We start from the raw sequence: 15,807 nt of genomic DNA, 5'->3' as shown, positions 1-15,807 counted from the left end.
ATGGCCCGCATCGAAAATCACAAATACAGCATCGAGGAAGCCTTCAGGGAGTGCTTCTACATCGTCCCGGACTACCAGCGCGAGTACGTCTGGACGGACAAGGAAGTGCATCAGCTACTGGAGGACATCGGCGAGCAGATCGATGCGGGCACCACGCGGGAATACTTCATCGGCACCGTGCTGGTGTCGCCGACCGAGCAGAAGAACCATTACGAGGTCATCGACGGCCAGCAGCGCTTGACGACGTTCTTCCTGCTACTGTGCGCGCTCAAGCATCTGTTCCAGGGCGAGCCACAGCGCCAGATGATCTCCGGGCTGATCTCGACCAGCTACGTGGACAGCGACGGCGAGGTGCGCACCACCCTGAAGCTGGAACCGCGTTACGAGAGCGCAGGCGAAGTGATGGCCAAACTGGTCGAGCTGGATGCAGAGCCACAGACCGTGCGCGCTGGCATCCAGTCTGCTGGCATCACCAGCTTCGGGTCGCTAGAGAACTTGGTCAATGCTTACAGTACGCTGTACCGCTATCTGAAGGACAACTACGACGACACGGCCAAGCTGAAGAAGTATTGGGGCTATCTGGCCAACAACGTGGTGTTCATCCAGATCTCCACCGACGTCAGCAGCGCGCTGAAGATTTTCGAGACCATCAACGAGCGCGGCGTCGGTCTGAACCCGATGGACTTGCTCAAGAACCTATTGTTCACGCAGGTCAAGCAGACCCAGTTCACCCAGCTCAAGGACGAGTGGAAGAAGATAACCAAGCCGCTGGAGAAGGAGAAGGAAAAACCGCTGCGATTCTTGCGCTACTTCCTGATGGCCAACTACGTCATCAAGAACGAGCGCGGTGATGCGGTGGTGCGCGAGGACGAGATCTACGACTGGTTCATCGCCAAGGACAACGCGGCGCTCTGCGATTACGCAGGCAAACCCTTCGAGTTCGTTCGCAAGGTGATTCGCAACGTCGAGCACTACTTGGCCTTCGCCAACGGGCTGGGGAATGACGGCAAGCCCAGTCTGGCGATGGACAGCCTCAAGCGGCTTGCCGGTGGGGCGTTCAGCTTGCACTACGTCCTGCTGCTGGCAGCCGCGAATTTCCCCAAGCCGCTGTTCGATCACTTCGTGGCGCAGCTTGAGAGCTTCCTCTTCTACTACATCTTCACCAAGACGCCGACCAAGGATCTGGAGCGGAGCTTCTCACAATGGGCCGACGAGCTGCGTGCGATTGCGGAGACAACTGATCCGGTGAAGCAGAAGGTTCAGCTCAACACCTTCGTGGCCGACCGTTTCGAGAAGAACATGGCGGGCAAGTCGCAGGAGCTCGCCGATGCCCTCAAGCGCTTCACGCTGTATTCGATGCAGCAGTACCGCACGCGCTACCTGCTGGCGCGGCTGACCCAGCACGTCGAGATGGCGTTCAGCGGCCTGAAGACTCCAGGCAGTCTGGAGCCATTCACCAAGCTGGAAATCGAGCACATCCTGCCCGACAACCCGAAGGCGGAACTGCGTGCGACGTGGGCAGCAGAGAACCCGAATGCGGTCTACGACGACTACAAGAATCGCCTCGGCAATCTGACCTTGCTGGAAAAACCGATCAACATCGTCGCGGGCAACGACTTCTACACTGCTAAGCAGGTCGAATACGGCAAGAGCGGCAACTACCTGACCCGCAGCTTGGTGGCGCTGACCGAGGTCGGACAAAATACTTCCATCTCGCGAATTAATGAGAAGCTGTCGGCGTTTCCTGTGTGGGATGCTTCATCCATCGAGAAGCGGCACGACATACTTTTGACGTTGGCTCGTGATGTTTGGAAAACTAGGCCTATCGAGATCTGACGAGCGAGCGCAATCATCAGGCAGCGCCCCCGCATCCTGTATGAAAAATGCCCGGCAAACGCCGGGCATTTTTGTTTGCTCTGTGACAATTACCGCCACGTAATGTTGCGCGATCGCGAGAACATCTTCATGCAATTGATAAACGTTGTCTTGCCGCCGCACAGCTCGATCAGGTCTCGTTGCTCCATGCGCAGAAGGGCGGCGCGCAGGCGGTTGCTGGGAATGGCAAGCAACAGGCCGATGGGCTCCGTGGGAACTTCCTTGTAGTCGGTTTCAAAGCGATAGATCTTCAAGTGCTCGATTACTGCTGCCACGTCGGCCTCCTGTTGGGGCAGGGGCGGCGGCGGGACGAACACGAGTTCGTACTGAGTGGCATGCCAAGAAACAAGCGCCCAAGCACGTTGGAGGCAGGAGTTTGAGACGTAGTGGGTCTCGCTTTCCCATACATGCAGCACCGCAGCCAGGCGGGCGGTCAGATTGAGCATCTTCGAGACGAAATCTGCGATATGCGCGAGTTGCCCGAACTTGAGATTGTTGGTGATGCGGCACAGCTCGTCCCAATAGCCCAGCGCGTCAGGTGCGAAGGCGAGTTCGATGGGGGCAATGCCACCGGCCTCCAGGTTATTCCGATGCAGGTCGTAAAGCTCCCTGAGCGCCTCGTGGAGATCGGAGATGGCCTCGTCATCCCCGCTGGTGGGAACGTACTGGTTGCCCATCGGCAACGATTGCGCAACGCAGACGAGAAAGCGCGAGAAGAAGCCGAGCTTGACGGCTTTGTGCTCGTTGTACTCGTTGCGCTTGCACTGAGGGCGGTACGGTGCAATAGCGGCGGACTGCGCCAGCAAGCCGAACGTCCCACGCGGATGGCTGGCGTAGAGATGCTTCTTCTTCTCGCGTCGGTACTCCAATGCCTTGCCGTCAATCAGATCGACCATGTCAGATACGTGACGCATCAGACTGGAGCTAAGCAGCTTGTCGCCTTCATCGGTGATGAAGTCAACGGCTTCGTACTCGCCGTCCAGCTGGTGGAGCAGGCTTTCCAGGTCAAGGTTGCTAGCCAGGCGTGGACGATGTTTTGGGTTCACCGAAGGCGTCCGGTTCAGCTCGGCCAGCGTGGCGAGGAATTCTTGCGCCGAATCGTTTTTCCGCAGGCAGCGCGCGATCTCCGCCTTCAGCAGCTTGACGTGGAATTTTGTTTCGTCCGAAGCCGCGTTCGCTTCGATCGTTGCGGCCTCGTACCGCGCGAAGCTTTCCTTGGCATGGTCCTTGAGCGGCCGGATCAGGAGCTCATGCACCGGACTCTTGCTCCCACCGACATCAGCGACGCACAGGGTGCTCACGCCAATCGGGATGGGCGTCCAGTTGGGCGGGATCACCGTGTAGAGGGGCGCCACTGCCGAGGACAGGATCGACAGCAGGTGCGTCCGCACCATGCTCGGACAGGCCTCCTGGACCTTGGCGCACACGGCGCGCGCGGCAGCTTCGGCCAGCGGCGGGAGCATGCTGAAATTGGGGTCCGGAGCTTGAAAGGTGTGGAACGGCCCGAGCATGTTCATGCTGCTGCCCCATCGCGACGACCGCTAAGCGCGGCTGCCATTGGGTGGATGTCTTGTTTCGTTACCGAGTCATCGCCCTCGTTGGCCGAAGCATCGAGTTCGGACTTGGCCAGACGCCCCCGCAACTCCTTGAGCTTCGCCGGATAGAACTTCTCTCGCAGGCCCAAGGAATTGATCAGTTCGATCAATTCCTTGTCGCTGATGCCATCCGCCTTGGCGGAAAGGATCTGCGGTTTGATGAGCGCCAGGAGACGCTCGATGTCCTTCTTGTCTTTAAGGGTCTGGTACGCCGCGATGAACTGCGCGGCCATTTCGTTAACGTTGCTGGGTGGCATGTGCTTCTCCTCCATTGGACTTGCCGGAATGGCGGTCCTGAGAAGGCATGCTGAGCAGATGCGGAGACGTTGAATAAGGAGCGGATTTCCCCGGAGTCGTCGAAAAACCGCGACGGAAATTCAGCCGAAGGCTGCGCGGCAGATCAGTGGCGGGGGAGGATTGCCAACACCCCTTTGGGTGAAGCCCCGTCTGCACGAGGTGGTGCCGTACTGCCTCCCCCCAGCTCCGCTGGCCGGTGCTGCACAACACCTCACAAGGGGCCCCAACCGTAGCCAATGCGCTGTGGCATACTGGATGGCATACTGGAGCGAGCAGAAAAGAAAAAAGCCCCTAGAAATCAGGGGCTTAGTTCAATTAACTGGCGGAGAGAGGGGGATTCGAACCCCCGAAGCGCGGTTTAGACGCTTACACACTTTCCAGGCGTGCTCCTTCAACCACTCGGACACCTCTCCGGATCCCTGCCATCGGCAAACGCCTCAGCAGGGGCGCAGATTCTAGCGGGCCGCGCGGCACTTCACAAGCACCCTGGTCAGGAACCTGCGAGGGGCGTGCCGGGGGCGAGGGGGCTGGACAGGCATGGCACAATGGAACATCCGATGGAAGACGGTGGCCTGATGTCCTATCTCGTGCTTGCCCGCAAGTGGCGTCCGAAGCGTTTTGCCGAGCTGGTGGGCCAGGAACACGTGGTCCGTGCGCTCAGCAATGCGCTGGACAGTGGCCGGGTCCACCATGCGTTCCTGTTCACCGGTACGCGTGGCGTGGGCAAGACCACCATCGCGCGCATCTTCGCCAAGTCGCTGAACTGCGAGCAGGGCACCAGCGCCGACCCGTGTGGCCAGTGCGCGGCCTGCCTGGACATCGACGCCGGCCGTTACATCGACCTGCTGGAGATCGACGCCGCGTCCAACACCGGCGTGGACGACGTGCGCGAGGTGATCGAGAACGCGCAGTACATGCCGTCGCGCGGCAAGTTCAAGGTCTACCTGATCGACGAAGTGCACATGCTGTCGAAGGCGGCGTTCAACGCGCTGCTGAAGACGCTGGAAGAGCCGCCGGAACACGTCAAGTTCCTGCTGGCCACCACCGATCCGCAGAAGCTGCCGGTGACCGTGCTCAGCCGCTGCCTGCAGTTCAATCTCAAGCGCCTGGACGAGGATCAGATCCAGGGCCAGATGACCCGCATCCTGGCGGCGGAAGACATCGAGGCCGACGACAGCGCGATCGTGCAGCTGGCCAAGGCCGCTGACGGCAGCCTGCGCGACGGCCTGTCGCTGCTGGACCAGGCGATCGCCTATGCCGGCGGCGCGCTGCGCGAGGACGTGGTGCGCACCATGCTGGGCACGGTCGACCGCACCCAGGTGGCGGCGATGCTTGATGCACTGGCCGAGGGCGATGGCCCGCGCCTTTTGCAGGTGGTGGCCGCGCTGGCCGAGTTCTCGCCGGACTGGAGTGGCGTGCTGGAAGCGCTGGCCGAAGGCCTGCACCGTATCCAGGTGCAGCAGCTGGTGCCGGGGGCGGCCGTTGCCGAAGGCCTGGATGCCACCGCCTTTGCCGAGCGCCTGCGCCCGGAAGTGGTGCAGCTCTGGTACCAGATGGCCTTGAACGGTCGTCGTGACCTGCCGCTGGCGCCGAGCCCGCGTGCCGGCTTCGAGATGGCGGTCCTGCGCATGCTGGCGTTCCGTCCGGCCGCCGCGGTACCGCCGGTACCGAAGTCGGTGGAAGGTGCCGCAGGAGGCAACGTTGCCGGTGGTGGCAGCGGCGCCGGGACCCACGATGCGACGCCGGCCGCTGCCGCCGCTTCGGCAGGCCCGGCCGCGACGGCACAGGTGGCTGCCCCAATGCAGGCCGCACCGCGCGAACCCGATCCCGAACCTGAGCCGGCCCCGCAACCGGAGCCGGACCCGACGCCGGAACCCGAGCCGGTGCCGGTGCAAGAGCCCGTGCCGCCGCCGCCGATGAAGGCCGACGTGGAAGCGCAGATGCCGCCGGCTGAGCCAGCGGCGAGCGACGACCTGCCGCCGTGGGCCACCGATGAGGCCGAGGCCCGCGACGAGGCGCTGGCGGTCGAGATGGCCGGCCCGGACGCGGCCATGGTGGCGCCCTGGCAGGAACCGCCAACCCCGGTGGCAGCGCCGGCTGAAGCGGAACCTGCCGAGCGGGAGCGTCCATTCCGCACCGAAGGCATCGTCATCGCCCCGGCCGAGCCGGCTACGGTGCGCGACGCCGCGCCGCTGGAAGGTGTCAGCGAACTGGCCAGCGCCGAGGACTGGCTGGATCTGGTCGCCAACAGCGGCCTCAGCGGCCCTTCGCGACAGCTGGCCGCCAACGCCGCCTTCATCAGCTGCCAGCACGGGACCTTGAAACTGGGCCTTTCGCCCGGATTTGAATACCTGCGCTCCGAGCGCGCGCTGGCTGCCCTGGGCGAGATGCTGCAGAAGGCTCTTGGCCAGGCGCCGAAGATCGTGGTCGAGACCGTGGAAACCGAACACGTTCCGGCCGAGACCCTGCACCAGCGGGCCGACCGCCAGCGTGGCGAGCGGCAGCAGGTGGCAGAGGCCGTTTTCATGGACGACCCGGAAGTGCAGGTGCTGATCCAACAGCACGGCGCGCGGGTTGTTTCCGATTCCATCCGTACTTTTGACGAGTAAGACACCATGCGCGGAAACATCGCCCAACTGATGCAGCAGGCCCAGAAGATGCAGGAGAACCTGCAGAAGGCCCAGGAAGAAATCGCCAAGATCGAAGTGACCGGCAGCGCCGGTGGCGGCATGGTCAGCGTGACCCTGACCGGCGCCAAGGAGTGCCGCAAGGTGCGCATCGACCCGTCGCTGGCCAGCGACCCGGAAATGCTGGAAGACCTGATCGCGGCCGCCTTCAACGACGCTTCGAACAAGATCGATGCCGAGTCGAAGTCGAAGATGGGGTCGGCCACCGCCGGCATGCAGCTGCCGCCGGGCATGAAGCTGCCGTTCTGATGCGTGATATGGCACCCGGTTATCGGGTGCCATCGACCGCGTAGAGTCGAGCTTGCTCGACTGCTTCAACCTCCAGTCGAGCATGGCTCGACTCTACAAAGCATGCCGCCGTGTCCGCACCCCTGCTTGAACAATTGATCGACGCACTGCGGGTGCTGCCTGGCGTGGGCCAGAAGACCGCGCAGCGCATGGCCTACCATCTGCTCGAACGCGAGCGCGAAGGTGGCCAGCGCCTGGCCGAGACCCTGGCGCTGGCGGTGGAGCGCATCGGCCACTGCGCGCAGTGCCGCGACTTCAGCGAAACCGAGCTGTGCCCGACCTGTGCCAACAGCAGCCGCGAACGCAGCCAGCTGTGCGTGGTCGAATCGCCGGCCGACCGCCTGGCCATCGAGAACGCAACGGGGTTCCGTGGCGTCTACTTCGTGCTGCAGGGCCGGTTGTCGCCGCTCGATGGCATCGGCCCGCGCGAACTGGGGCTGGAGCAGCTGGAGAACCGCCTGGCCGAAGGCGAGGTGCAGGAGTTGATCATCGCCACCAGCGCGACCGTTGAGGGAGAGGCCACCGCGCACTACCTGGCGCAGCTGGCACGCGCGCGCAAGGTGCAGCCCAGCCGCCTGGCACAGGGCCTGCCGCTCGGCGGCGAGCTTGAATACGTTGACCGCGGCACGCTGTCGCACGCGTTCGGAACGCGCAGCGAGTTCCGCGATTGAGCAGGCGCTGGGCATGGCCCGGCGCGGCCGGCCTACAATGCGGACGATATCCCCGCCGAGGCCGACCATGAGCACCGAAACCCTCTTCAGCAAGATCATCCGTCGCGAGATCCCGGCCACCATCGTCTACGAGGATGACGAGGTGCTGGGCTTCAAGGACATCGCGCCGCAGGCGCCGGTGCATGTGCTGTTCATTCCGAAGAACGAGATCATCCCGACCCTGGACGACCTGCAGCCGTCACAGGCGCACCTGATCGGAAAGCTGGCACTGGCCGCGGCCGGGTACGCGCGCCGCGAGGGTTTTGCCCAGGACGGCTACCGCATCGTGATGAACTGCCGCGAGCATGCCGGGCAGACCGTGTTCCACATCCACATGCATCTGCTGGCCGGTGGACCGCTGGGCCATTTCGGTTCGCCGGGGCGCTGAATCCCCCGTCCACGCCCTGCGTGGATGAAAAAAGGCCGCCCGAGGGCGGCCTTTTCCGTCATGCATGCCGGCTGGCGATCACCACCAGCCCCAACGGCCGTAGCCGCCCCAGTACGGGCCATACGGACCCGGGCCCCACGGACCATAGGGGTAGGGCACCACATCGACCTGGCGCTGTTCCGGCCACAGGTAGATCACGTCGGCCGACAGCTTCGGCAGGCGATAGTCGTAGTCGCCGATGCGGGTGTTCTGGTAGCCATCGATCTTGCCGATGAAGGTCACGTCGCGGCCGGCTTCAAACACGGCCGGGTCGTAGAAACCGGCGCGGCAGGCGATGAAGCGGCCGTCGCTGGCGTCGGACGAGGTGGTGTTCGGGCGGCCACTGGCGTTGAGCGGGCGCGAGATCATCTGGAAGCAGGTCTCGCCCTGGCCAGGCTTGGTTTCGATGATGCGACCGCCCCAACGGACCGGCGTGCCGACCTGCTGGGTGGCGACCGAGTCGCGGGGGGAGACCAGGCTGAATTGTCCCTGCAGCGGCTTGGGAGCCGTGGCGCAGGCCGACAGGGCCAGCGTGGCCACAGCGGTGAGGAGGAACTTGGTGTTCATGGGGAGGCTCCGGAAGTCGGGCGATGCCTGCGCAGGTCCCGCAATAATGAAGCGAGGTCGGTGCAAGTTCCAGCGTAACGCGCGTCGGCGAAACGCTGGCTGAGTGCGAGGAGAGCAGGGTCGGGCCGCTGGGCGTGTACCCGATGCGCCCAGTCCCGTGCGGTTTCATGCGGCTCCCGGGCCAGGCCGAGGCGCGCATAGCGCCGGCCCAAGCGGTGCCAGGCGCGCAGCAGCGGATCACGTTCGCGTTCGCCGCGGGCCAGCAGCCAGGCCATCCAGGCCAAGGCCAGCAACGCGGCGATCACGAAGCCGGCGGCCAGCTGACCGGGGCCCAGATCAGCCAGCCCGAACGGCTTGAGCAGCTGCTGCTGGCGGCGTGCGTCGAAGGACAGCACCAGATCGTTCCAGCCGCGGCGCAGCCAGTCGCCCATCTGCCCCAGTTCCAGCAGGCGCTGCTGCATCGGGTTGTCGGTGCCAGCCTGCAGGCGGTCGTCGAGGGTATCGAGGATGCGTTCGGGCGCCACCGCAGCGGTGGGGTCGACCCGCACCCAGCCGCGCTGCGGCAGCCACACCTCGGCCCACGCATGGGCATCCATCCGTCGCACGACCCAGTAATCGCCAAGGCGATTGCGGGTGCCGCCGGCGAATCCGGTGACCACCCGTGCAGGAATGCCGGCATTGCGCATCAGCACCACGAAGGCGGAACTGAAGTGCTCGCAGAAGCCGGCCTTGTAGCCGAACAGGAACTCGTCGACCGGGTCGCGCCCCGCCTGGGGCGTTTCCAGCGTGTAGGAGAAATCGGTGGTGATCCATTGCAGCGCGCGGCGGACGATGGCCGCGTCATCGTTGCCTGCGTCATGCCGCCATTGGCGTGCCAGGGTGGCGGTGCGTGGATTGAAGCCATCGGGCAACTGCAGCGCCGCGCGCCGCAGATACGGCGACAGGGTGCTGTCGAAGCGCCGTGGTGGCGCCGATTGCAGCCGCCAGCGGCTGAGCGAGGCCAGCGCTCGGTCGCTGCTCAGGCTCATGTCCGCATCCAGCGTGCTGCCTGCGGGCGCCTGGCCCGGCAGATCCAGCGCGACCAGCTGGCGACGGTCGGTCGGCTCGTAATCGATCTGGTAGTCCCAGCGCTGCGTGCCGGCCTCCACCACCGCGGGCGTCCGCCGCGCGCTGGCAGGGTCGCGCATCCAGCGTCGTCCATCGAATGCGGTCAGCACCGACCCACGCCAGTAGCGCTGCGCCGCTTCGGGTACGGCACCGAAGAACTGGACGCGAAGTGCGGGCGTGTCGTCGGCCATCAGGTCCAGCCACTGGCCCGGTTCCATGCTGTCGGACAGCCCCGGGGTGCCGACGGCGCGCTCGGGGACCCCCCACAGTGGCGTCGCCAGGCGCGGGAACAGCCAGAAGCAGGCCAGGGCCAGCGGCAGCCCGATCGCCAGCAGGCGACCCACGCCGCGCAACTGCCCGTACAACGGCACTCGGCCTGTATGGCCTTCATCCTGGGCCAGGCGTTGCAGGGCCAGCAGCGCGCTGATGCCTGCCAACGCCGCCAGCACGGTTGTCAGCGGTCCCTGGTCGAGCAGGAACGCCGCAAACGGCGAGAACAGCGCGAAGCCGAGCAGGCTGCGGGCATCGCGAAGGCTGCGCAGCTCGCTGGACTTGATCGCCAGCATCGCGGCCAGCAGGGCACAACCGGTATCGCGCCCGGGGCGCACCATGCCCATCTGCCAGACGATGGCGGCGAGCATGCCGAGCACCAGCAGCAGGCGTACCGGCATTGGCAGCACCTTCCGCCGTGACAGGAATGCAGTCACCACCGCTGTGGCTGCGATGACGCCGGCCAACAGCGGCGGCAGCTGCAGCAGCAACGGCAACAGCGCCAGCGCCGCGCTGGCCAGGGTCCAGCTGCGGGCAGTGCGATCGATCAGCGCAGGGGTCTCAGCCATGCGGCAACAACGCCAGTGCACGCAGGCACAGGTGGTGATGGCCGGCCCCCTGGCCAGGGCCGATCGCCGGATGTGCGGGCAGCAGCAGGGTGTAGCGCCGGCCCTCGCGCTCGGCCACATCAACCCAGCGCGCCAATCGCGCGATGCGGGCTTCGTGCCCCAGCGACGCCAGCGTGCGCCAGTCGAGGATCACTTCGATGCCGATCGGCTTTTCATACTCGCGTACCAGCAGGCTGTCGCGGCGCGCGGAGTGCTTCCATGAAATGCTGCGCGGCGCATCGCCTGCACGATAGGGACGCAGCTGGTGCAGTTCTTCGCCACTGGCATGGGCACGCGTGTGCAGTGGATCGTTGCCGCTCTCCGGCAACGCCGGGGCCAGCGCCTCGGCCAACGGATAGACCAGCAGCGGCTGTTCCGGCCACACCCACGACCAGGCCCGCACCAGCCCCAGTGGCTGGGTGGTGGACAGACGGATGCGCGGCAGTTCCAGCCATCCGCGGCGCTCACTGGGGACTTCCAGCTCGACCTCGCCACGCCCCTGTGCCGGCAGTGAGGTCCAGGCTTCGCTGTCACCCAGTTGCAGGTGCAGCCCATGCCGCGCACGCGGATCACGCAGCGACAGGTCCACGCGCAGGCGCAGCGGTTGCCCGGCCGCAACCGGTTCGGCCGAGATCGCATCGACCTGCACACCGGAGAGCTGCAGGTGCGCGGCGATGGCACTGGCGATCGCCGCGGCGGCCAGCAGCAGGGCCAGCAGCAGGGCCGGGTTGTTGTTGTAGTTCAACGCACCCAGCAGCATCGCGGCCAACAGGGTGGCCACGAACACCCCGAAGCGGGTAGGCAGCACATAGATGCGATGGCGGTCGAGCCGCTGCGGCAGCGATTCGGGCCGGCGCGGACGTGCCAGCAGCCGTAGTCGAGCCCAGCGTGTGGTCACCTTCAGTCCACCGCGACGGTCTGCAGGATCGCCCGCGCCAGTGCCGGTCCCGAACTGGACTCGGCCTCGGCCACCAGGCGATGCCCGGCCACCGCCACGAACAGCGTCTGCACATCCTCGGGGACCACATGGCTGCGGCCCAGCAGCAGCGCGTGCGCCTTGGCCGCGCGCAGCAGCGCCAGGCCGGCGCGCGGTGACAGGCCCACCCGTACGCCCGCGTGCTGGCGGCTGCGGGTCAGCAACGCCTGCACATAGTCGACCAGCGCGTCGCTGGCATGAATGTGGCCGACCGCCTCACGCAGCGCGCGGACCTGCGTGTCATCCAGCTTCGGTACCGCGCGCGCGATCAGGTCACGACGATCGGTTCCACGCAGCAGCTCGCGCTCCGCCTGGGCGTTGGGGTAGCCCATCGCCAGGCGCAGCAGGAATCGATCCAGCTGCGAATCGGGCAGCGGGAACGTGCCGGACAGGTCCACCGGGTTCTGCGTGGCGATCACGAAGAAGGGATCGGGCAGGGGATGGGTCTGTCCGTCCAGGGTGACCTGCTGTTCGGCCATGGCCTCCAGCAGCGCACTCTGCGTGCGCGGGGGCGCGCGGTTGATCTCGTCGGCCAGCAGCACATGGGTGAACACCGGTCCGGCGTGAAACTGGAACTGACGGCTGCCGGCCTCGTACACCGACACGCCCAGTACATCGGCCGGCAACAGGTCGGAGGTGAACTGCACGCGCTGGAAGGTGAGGCCGAGGCTGCTGGCCAGTGCATGCGCCAATGTGGTCTTGCCGAGCCCGGGCAGATCTTCGATGAGCAGATGCCCGCCGGAAAGCAGGGCGACAAACGCCAGCCTGACTTCCGGCACCTTGCCCAGCACCAGTGCGTTGACCTGATCCTGTGCCTCACGCAGGGCCTGACGCAATTGATCGGTTAGCATGCTGGGATTGGGGGACGAAGCTGGCATGATCGTCTCAGTTCTGAATTTCACTTGATTATCCATAGAGCAATGCAAGGCGAACAGCGCGCACGGGCAATTTTTCTCTGGTTGTGGACGCTGGTCACAGCGGCCAAGCTGGTGGTGGCTGCGCGCCTGCCATTGTTCGTCGACGAGGCGTTCTATTGGCAGGAAGGGCAGCATCTGGCTGCGGCCTATTCCGATCTGCCCGGGCTGACCGCATGGCTGGCACGGCTGGGCGTGGAGATCGGCGGCCATCACGTGCTGGCATTGCGACTGCCGTTCCTGGCCATCGGTGCGCTGCTGCCATTGCTGGTGGTGCGCACGGCCACGCGCTGGTTCGGCAACGTGGCGGGCTGGCAGGCGGGCAGCCTTACGCTGTTGATGCCGTTGTCGGCGACGCTGGGCCTGCTGGCGGTGCCGGATGTGCCGATGGCGCTGGCGGCGGTGATCTGCCTGCATGCCGGTGCGCGCCTGCTGCACAACGTGGATGCATCATCGGCGATGAAGCTGGCGCTGGGCCTGATGATCGGCGCCCTCAGCCACTACCGTTTCATCGGCGTCATCGGTGTCGGCTTCATTGCATTGCTGGCGCTGCCACAGGGCCGGCGCATGCTGGCCGATCCGCGCGTATGGGTTGCGTTGGCAGTGGGTGTACTGGCCTGGCTGCCGTTGCTGGCATGGAATGCCGACAATCACGATGCCGGCCTGAAGTTCCAGGTGGTCGAGCGGCATCCCTGGACGTTCGAGTGGAACGGGCTGTGGTTCCTGGTGATCCAGCCGATGCTGGTCACGCCGATCCTGTGCATGGCGATGTGGAAGGTGGCGCTGGCCGGTACCCGCAGCGGCGGCGGTACGCGCGTGCAATGGCGCTACTTCGGCCTGGTGGGCGGTGTATCCACGCTGGGCATTTTCCTGCTCGGCTTCTTCACCGACGTCGAGCGCATCAGTTTCCACTGGCCGCTGCCGGGTTACCTGGCGCTGCTGGTGGCGGTGCCGGTGGTGCTCAACGGCTGGCCACGCTGGCTGCGCCGCACCGGCTGGTGGCTGGCGGGCGCGGGCATGGTGCTGGCCTTTGGCTATTACCTGATGGCCTCCACGCCATCGCTGCGCGAGCAGCTGGCAGGCAGCAAGTACTACCCGCGCAATTTCGCAGGCTGGCAGCCGCTGGCCGCCGCCGTGCGCGAAGAACTGCAGCAGATGCCGGCGGGAACGCGCGTGCTGGCCGGCAACTTCAAGGTAGGGGCCGAACTGGGCTTCCAGCTGGGCGACGGTGACATTGAAGTGCTGCCGCACCCGCTCAACGACAAGCATGGGCGGACCGCGCAGCTTGCACAGTGGGACCTGCTGCACGCGGGTACACGCGCGGCGCCGATGCTGCTGGTGCTGTCGCCCAGCGATCAGCGCTACCGCGACCTGCTGGCGCGCTATCACGCCATCTGCGAACAGGTGGGGCCCTTGCCTGCACCGCGCGTGGTCAGCAGCGATCATGGATTCCAGCGCTTCCTGCTGTTCCGGTTGCCGCCGCAGCGTGCCTCGGGCGCATGCGTGACCCCGGCGATGGCGTGGCTGGATGCGCCTGCCAATGGCGAGAAAGTGTCCGGCACCCTCGCCATCCGCGGATGGGCCTTCAAGGATGGCGTCGGCCTGGCAGGTGTCGAGGTGCTGGTCGATGGACGCTCGATCGGAAGCGCGCGCTATGGCCGTGTCTTCGATGTTCGCCAGACCTGGCCGGACAGCACCGATCCGCAGCATCCGGCCGTGGGCTTTGATGCCACCCTGGACACGAGCACGCTGGCACCGGGCCGGCACTGGATGGGCCTGCGCCTGCACGGCCACGATGGCAGCGTGGAGGAATGGCAGGAGCAGCCGTTCGAGGTTCGTTGAGGCCCTGCTTTTGTAGAGTCGAGCCATGCTCGACTGCTCTTACCTGGCCTCCTGCCATCTACAGCAGAAGCAGTCGAGCATGGCTCGACTCTACAGGTCATGGCACTGCGAAACCTGCTTTGCGCAGCAACCCGCACAGTGCGATCAGCGGCAGGCCGACCAGCGCGGTCGGGTCGCGGTTGTCGATCGCCTCGAACAGGCTGATGCCCAGGCCTTCGCATTTGAAGCTGCCGGCGCAGTCCAGCGGCTGTTCGGCTGCGACGTAACGGGCGATCTCATCCTGTTCCAGCGCGCGGAAGCGCACTTCGGTCAGGTCGATGGCCGTGAAAGATTCTCCGGCGCGGCTGAGACAGATCGCGGTATGGAAGCGCACCGTCCGCCCGGACATCGCCGCCAGCTGCGCGCAGGCCGCCTCGACCGTGCCCGGCTTGCCCAGCGGCTGCCCGTTCAGGTCGGCCACCTGGTCCGAACCGATCACCCAGGCACCGGGATTCCGGGCGGCGACCTCGGCGGCCTTGGCGGCAGCCAGGCGTGTGGCCAGGGCCAGCGGCGCTTCACCGTTCAACGGGGTTTCATCCACGTCCGGGCGCGCGCAGTCGAAGGGCAGGCCCAGCCGTTGCAGCAGCTCGCGGCGGTAGCGGGAGGTGGAGGCCAGGACCAGTGGCATGCGACAATACCGGGGCAGGGCGGGGCAGTCTGGCCGCCCGCGCTGCCAGCGGCAAGGCCCGTATGGCAGGCATTTGACACCGGCCCTCCCGATCCTTAGTATTCAGCGGCTTATGTCCGCGAACGTGCCCGAAACGCTGGATGCCTGGCGGATGGTTGTAGCGCGAAGGCGCTTCGACGGTCAGGTGTCCCTGGCTGAATTGACCCGCCTGCAGGGGTTGGTCGCAGATACCGACGGCGAGTGTGCCTACTCGCTTGAGTTCGGTCGCGACGACGTCCTGCGGGTATCCTATGTGGAACTGACCATCGATACCGCGTTGCCGCTGACCTGTCAGCGCAGCATGCAGCGTTTCCTGTTGCCGGTGAAGATGACCCAGAGGCTTGGCCTGATCCGCGACGAGGACGAGGAATCGTCCCTGCCGGAGGAGTACGAGGCGCTGCTGGTGCCGGAAGACGGCCAGCTGCGTCCGCTGGACCTGGTCGAGGACGAGTTGGTGCTGGCAGTGCCGGTTGTACCGCTGTCGCCCGATGGCGAAGCAGTCGACAAGGACTGGGCGCCGAGCGAAGAAGAAACAAAGCAGGCCAACCCGTTTGCGGCGTTGGCAGCACTGAAGAAACAATAGCAGCCGGATTGTCGTCGGCGGCTGCGGCGAAAGCGAAAGTGTGCTGGGCGCTGGCGTCCTGCGCGACGATACGACGAAGCAAAACGAACCGAGTTTGGAGCAATCCCATGGCTGTCCAGAAATCCCGTGTCACCCCGTCCCGCCGCGGCATGCGTCGTGCCCATGACGCCCTGAGCGCCAAGCAGCTGTCGACCGACCCGACCACCGGCGAAGTGCACCTGCGTCACCACATCACTGCTGACGGTTTCTACCGCGGCAAGAAGGTCATCCAGACCAAGACCTCGGCCGTCGAAGAAGATTGATGTGCCGGGAAGGCCGCTGCCTGCGGGCAGCGGCCTTTGCCTTCTTTCCCGGG

15 protein-coding genes and 1 tRNA gene are annotated in these 15,807 nt (G+C 65.5%); 8 read left to right on the top strand and 8 right to left on the bottom strand.

What is annotated here, in order from left to right; all coding sequences use genetic code 11:
* On the top strand, positions 1-1,836 hold the full coding sequence (locus tag N7590_RS03595) for a DUF262 domain-containing protein (protein ID WP_088024721.1): 1,836 nt from the start codon (positions 1-3) through the stop codon (positions 1,834-1,836).
* Between the two features lie 89 nt (positions 1,837-1,925).
* Here N7590_RS03595 and N7590_RS03590 read toward each other — a convergent pair whose 3' ends face one another.
* The 3 genes from N7590_RS03590 to N7590_RS03580 all read right to left on the bottom strand — a co-directional run bounded on the left by N7590_RS03590 (position 1,926) and on the right by N7590_RS03580 (position 4,180).
* On the bottom strand, positions 1,926-3,392 hold the full coding sequence (locus N7590_RS03590; RefSeq protein WP_088024722.1) for a YfjI family protein: 1,467 nt from the start codon (positions 3,390-3,392) through the stop codon (positions 1,926-1,928).
* Entirely contained in the window at positions 3,389-3,727 is a 339-nt protein-coding gene (locus N7590_RS03585) for a hypothetical protein (protein WP_088028263.1), read from the bottom strand. The genes N7590_RS03590 and N7590_RS03585 overlap by 4 nt, the downstream gene beginning before the upstream one ends.
* A 360-nt stretch (positions 3,728-4,087) precedes the next feature.
* Positions 4,088-4,180: transfer RNA gene (locus N7590_RS03580), tRNA-Ser, on the bottom strand.
* A gap of 144 nt (positions 4,181-4,324) precedes the next feature.
* Between N7590_RS03580 and dnaX the strand changes: the two genes are divergently transcribed.
* From dnaX to N7590_RS03560, 4 genes are all read left to right on the top strand, one after another.
* Positions 4,325-6,376 carry a DNA polymerase III subunit gamma/tau gene (gene dnaX, locus N7590_RS03575; RefSeq protein ID WP_164240597.1) on the top strand — a complete coding sequence of 684 codons (2,052 nt, stop codon included), beginning with the start codon at positions 4,325-4,327 and terminating at the stop codon, positions 6,374-6,376.
* A 6-nt stretch (positions 6,377-6,382) separates the two neighbouring features.
* The gene (locus N7590_RS03570; protein ID WP_004154630.1) at positions 6,383-6,703 is read left to right on the top strand and encodes a YbaB/EbfC family nucleoid-associated protein; all 321 of its coding nucleotides are present in this window, start codon (positions 6,383-6,385) and stop codon (positions 6,701-6,703) included.
* Between the two features lie 110 nt (positions 6,704-6,813).
* The gene (recR, locus tag N7590_RS03565; RefSeq protein ID WP_008267969.1) at positions 6,814-7,413 is read left to right on the top strand and encodes a recombination mediator RecR; all 600 of its coding nucleotides are present in this window, start codon (positions 6,814-6,816) and stop codon (positions 7,411-7,413) included.
* 67 nt (positions 7,414-7,480) lie between these two features.
* Positions 7,481-7,840 (top strand): histidine triad nucleotide-binding protein, encoded by a 360-nt coding sequence (locus tag N7590_RS03560; RefSeq protein WP_053508668.1) that lies wholly within the window; start codon positions 7,481-7,483, stop codon positions 7,838-7,840.
* Positions 7,841-7,918: 78 nt separating this feature from the next.
* Here N7590_RS03560 and N7590_RS03555 read toward each other — a convergent pair whose 3' ends face one another.
* The 4 genes from N7590_RS03555 to N7590_RS03540 are packed head-to-tail and all read right to left on the bottom strand — an operon-like array spanning position 7,919 to position 12,285.
* Positions 7,919-8,446 (bottom strand): Slp family lipoprotein, encoded by a 528-nt coding sequence (locus N7590_RS03555; RefSeq protein WP_008265847.1) that lies wholly within the window; start codon positions 8,444-8,446, stop codon positions 7,919-7,921.
* Positions 8,443-10,392: a DUF3488 and transglutaminase-like domain-containing protein gene (locus N7590_RS03550; protein ID WP_279935162.1), complete on the bottom strand. Its 1,950-nt coding sequence runs from the start codon at positions 10,390-10,392 to the stop codon at positions 8,443-8,445. Before N7590_RS03550 ends, N7590_RS03555 begins: the two co-directional genes overlap by 4 nt.
* On the bottom strand, positions 10,385-11,329 hold the full coding sequence (locus tag N7590_RS03545) for a DUF58 domain-containing protein (RefSeq protein ID WP_164240580.1): 945 nt from the start codon (positions 11,327-11,329) through the stop codon (positions 10,385-10,387). Before N7590_RS03545 ends, N7590_RS03550 begins: the two co-directional genes overlap by 8 nt.
* A gap of 2 nt (positions 11,330-11,331) precedes the next feature.
* Complete coding sequence (locus N7590_RS03540; protein WP_164240578.1) at positions 11,332-12,285, bottom strand: MoxR family ATPase; 954 nt, start codon at positions 12,283-12,285, stop codon at positions 11,332-11,334.
* A 42-nt stretch (positions 12,286-12,327) separates the two neighbouring features.
* Here N7590_RS03540 and N7590_RS03535 point away from each other — a divergent pair, with 42 nt between their 5' ends.
* A complete protein-coding gene (locus tag N7590_RS03535; protein ID WP_164240576.1) occupies positions 12,328-14,163 on the top strand; it encodes a glycosyltransferase family 39 protein in 1,836 nt (611 codons plus the stop codon).
* A gap of 97 nt (positions 14,164-14,260) precedes the next feature.
* On the opposite strand, the gene N7590_RS03530 is transcribed toward N7590_RS03535, so the two are convergent.
* Positions 14,261-14,830, bottom strand: a complete 570-nt coding sequence (locus N7590_RS03530) for a Maf family nucleotide pyrophosphatase (RefSeq protein WP_164240574.1) — start codon at positions 14,828-14,830, stop codon at positions 14,261-14,263.
* Between the two features lie 112 nt (positions 14,831-14,942).
* Between N7590_RS03530 and N7590_RS03525 the strand changes: the two genes are divergently transcribed.
* Positions 14,943-15,452, top strand: coding sequence for a YceD family protein (locus N7590_RS03525; RefSeq protein ID WP_049457624.1), 510 nt, complete (start codon positions 14,943-14,945; stop codon positions 15,450-15,452).
* Positions 15,453-15,559: 107 nt separating this feature from the next.
* Positions 15,560-15,754 carry a 50S ribosomal protein L32 gene (gene rpmF, locus N7590_RS03520; protein WP_004154640.1) on the top strand — a complete coding sequence of 65 codons (195 nt, stop codon included), beginning with the start codon at positions 15,560-15,562 and terminating at the stop codon, positions 15,752-15,754.
* The last annotated feature ends 53 nt before the right edge of the window (positions 15,755-15,807 follow it).

Origin of the sequence: Stenotrophomonas sp. GD04024, assembly GCF_029837545.1 — a bacterium.
In the GTDB taxonomy this organism is placed as follows: domain Bacteria; phylum Pseudomonadota; class Gammaproteobacteria; order Xanthomonadales; family Xanthomonadaceae; genus Stenotrophomonas; species Stenotrophomonas forensis.
Note: the sequence above shows the minus strand (reverse complement) of the source record. Positions and strands in the feature narration are given on the sequence as shown.

Coding starts and splice junctions, on each gene's coding strand:
- N7590_RS03595 (WP_088024721.1), top strand. CDS start 1: ATGGCCCGCATCGAAAATCACAAATACAGCATCGAGGAAGCCTTCAGG.
- N7590_RS03590 (WP_088024722.1), bottom strand. CDS start 3,392: ATGAACATGCTCGGGCCGTTCCACACCTTTCAAGCTCCGGACCCCAAT.
- N7590_RS03585 (WP_088028263.1), bottom strand. CDS start 3,727: ATGCCACCCAGCAACGTTAACGAAATGGCCGCGCAGTTCATCGCGGCG.
- dnaX (WP_164240597.1), top strand. CDS start 4,325: ATGGAAGACGGTGGCCTGATGTCCTATCTCGTGCTTGCCCGCAAGTGG.
- N7590_RS03570 (WP_004154630.1), top strand. CDS start 6,383: ATGCGCGGAAACATCGCCCAACTGATGCAGCAGGCCCAGAAGATGCAG.
- N7590_RS03560 (WP_053508668.1), top strand. CDS start 7,481: ATGAGCACCGAAACCCTCTTCAGCAAGATCATCCGTCGCGAGATCCCG.
- N7590_RS03555 (WP_008265847.1), bottom strand. CDS start 8,446: ATGAACACCAAGTTCCTCCTCACCGCTGTGGCCACGCTGGCCCTGTCG.
- N7590_RS03550 (WP_279935162.1), bottom strand. CDS start 10,392: ATGGCTGAGACCCCTGCGCTGATCGATCGCACTGCCCGCAGCTGGACC.
- N7590_RS03540 (WP_164240578.1), bottom strand. CDS start 12,285: ATGCCAGCTTCGTCCCCCAATCCCAGCATGCTAACCGATCAATTGCGT.
- N7590_RS03535 (WP_164240576.1), top strand. CDS start 12,328: ATGCAAGGCGAACAGCGCGCACGGGCAATTTTTCTCTGGTTGTGGACG.
- N7590_RS03530 (WP_164240574.1), bottom strand. CDS start 14,830: ATGCCACTGGTCCTGGCCTCCACCTCCCGCTACCGCCGCGAGCTGCTG.
- N7590_RS03525 (WP_049457624.1), top strand. CDS start 14,943: ATGTCCGCGAACGTGCCCGAAACGCTGGATGCCTGGCGGATGGTTGTA.
- rpmF (WP_004154640.1), top strand. CDS start 15,560: ATGGCTGTCCAGAAATCCCGTGTCACCCCGTCCCGCCGCGGCATGCGT.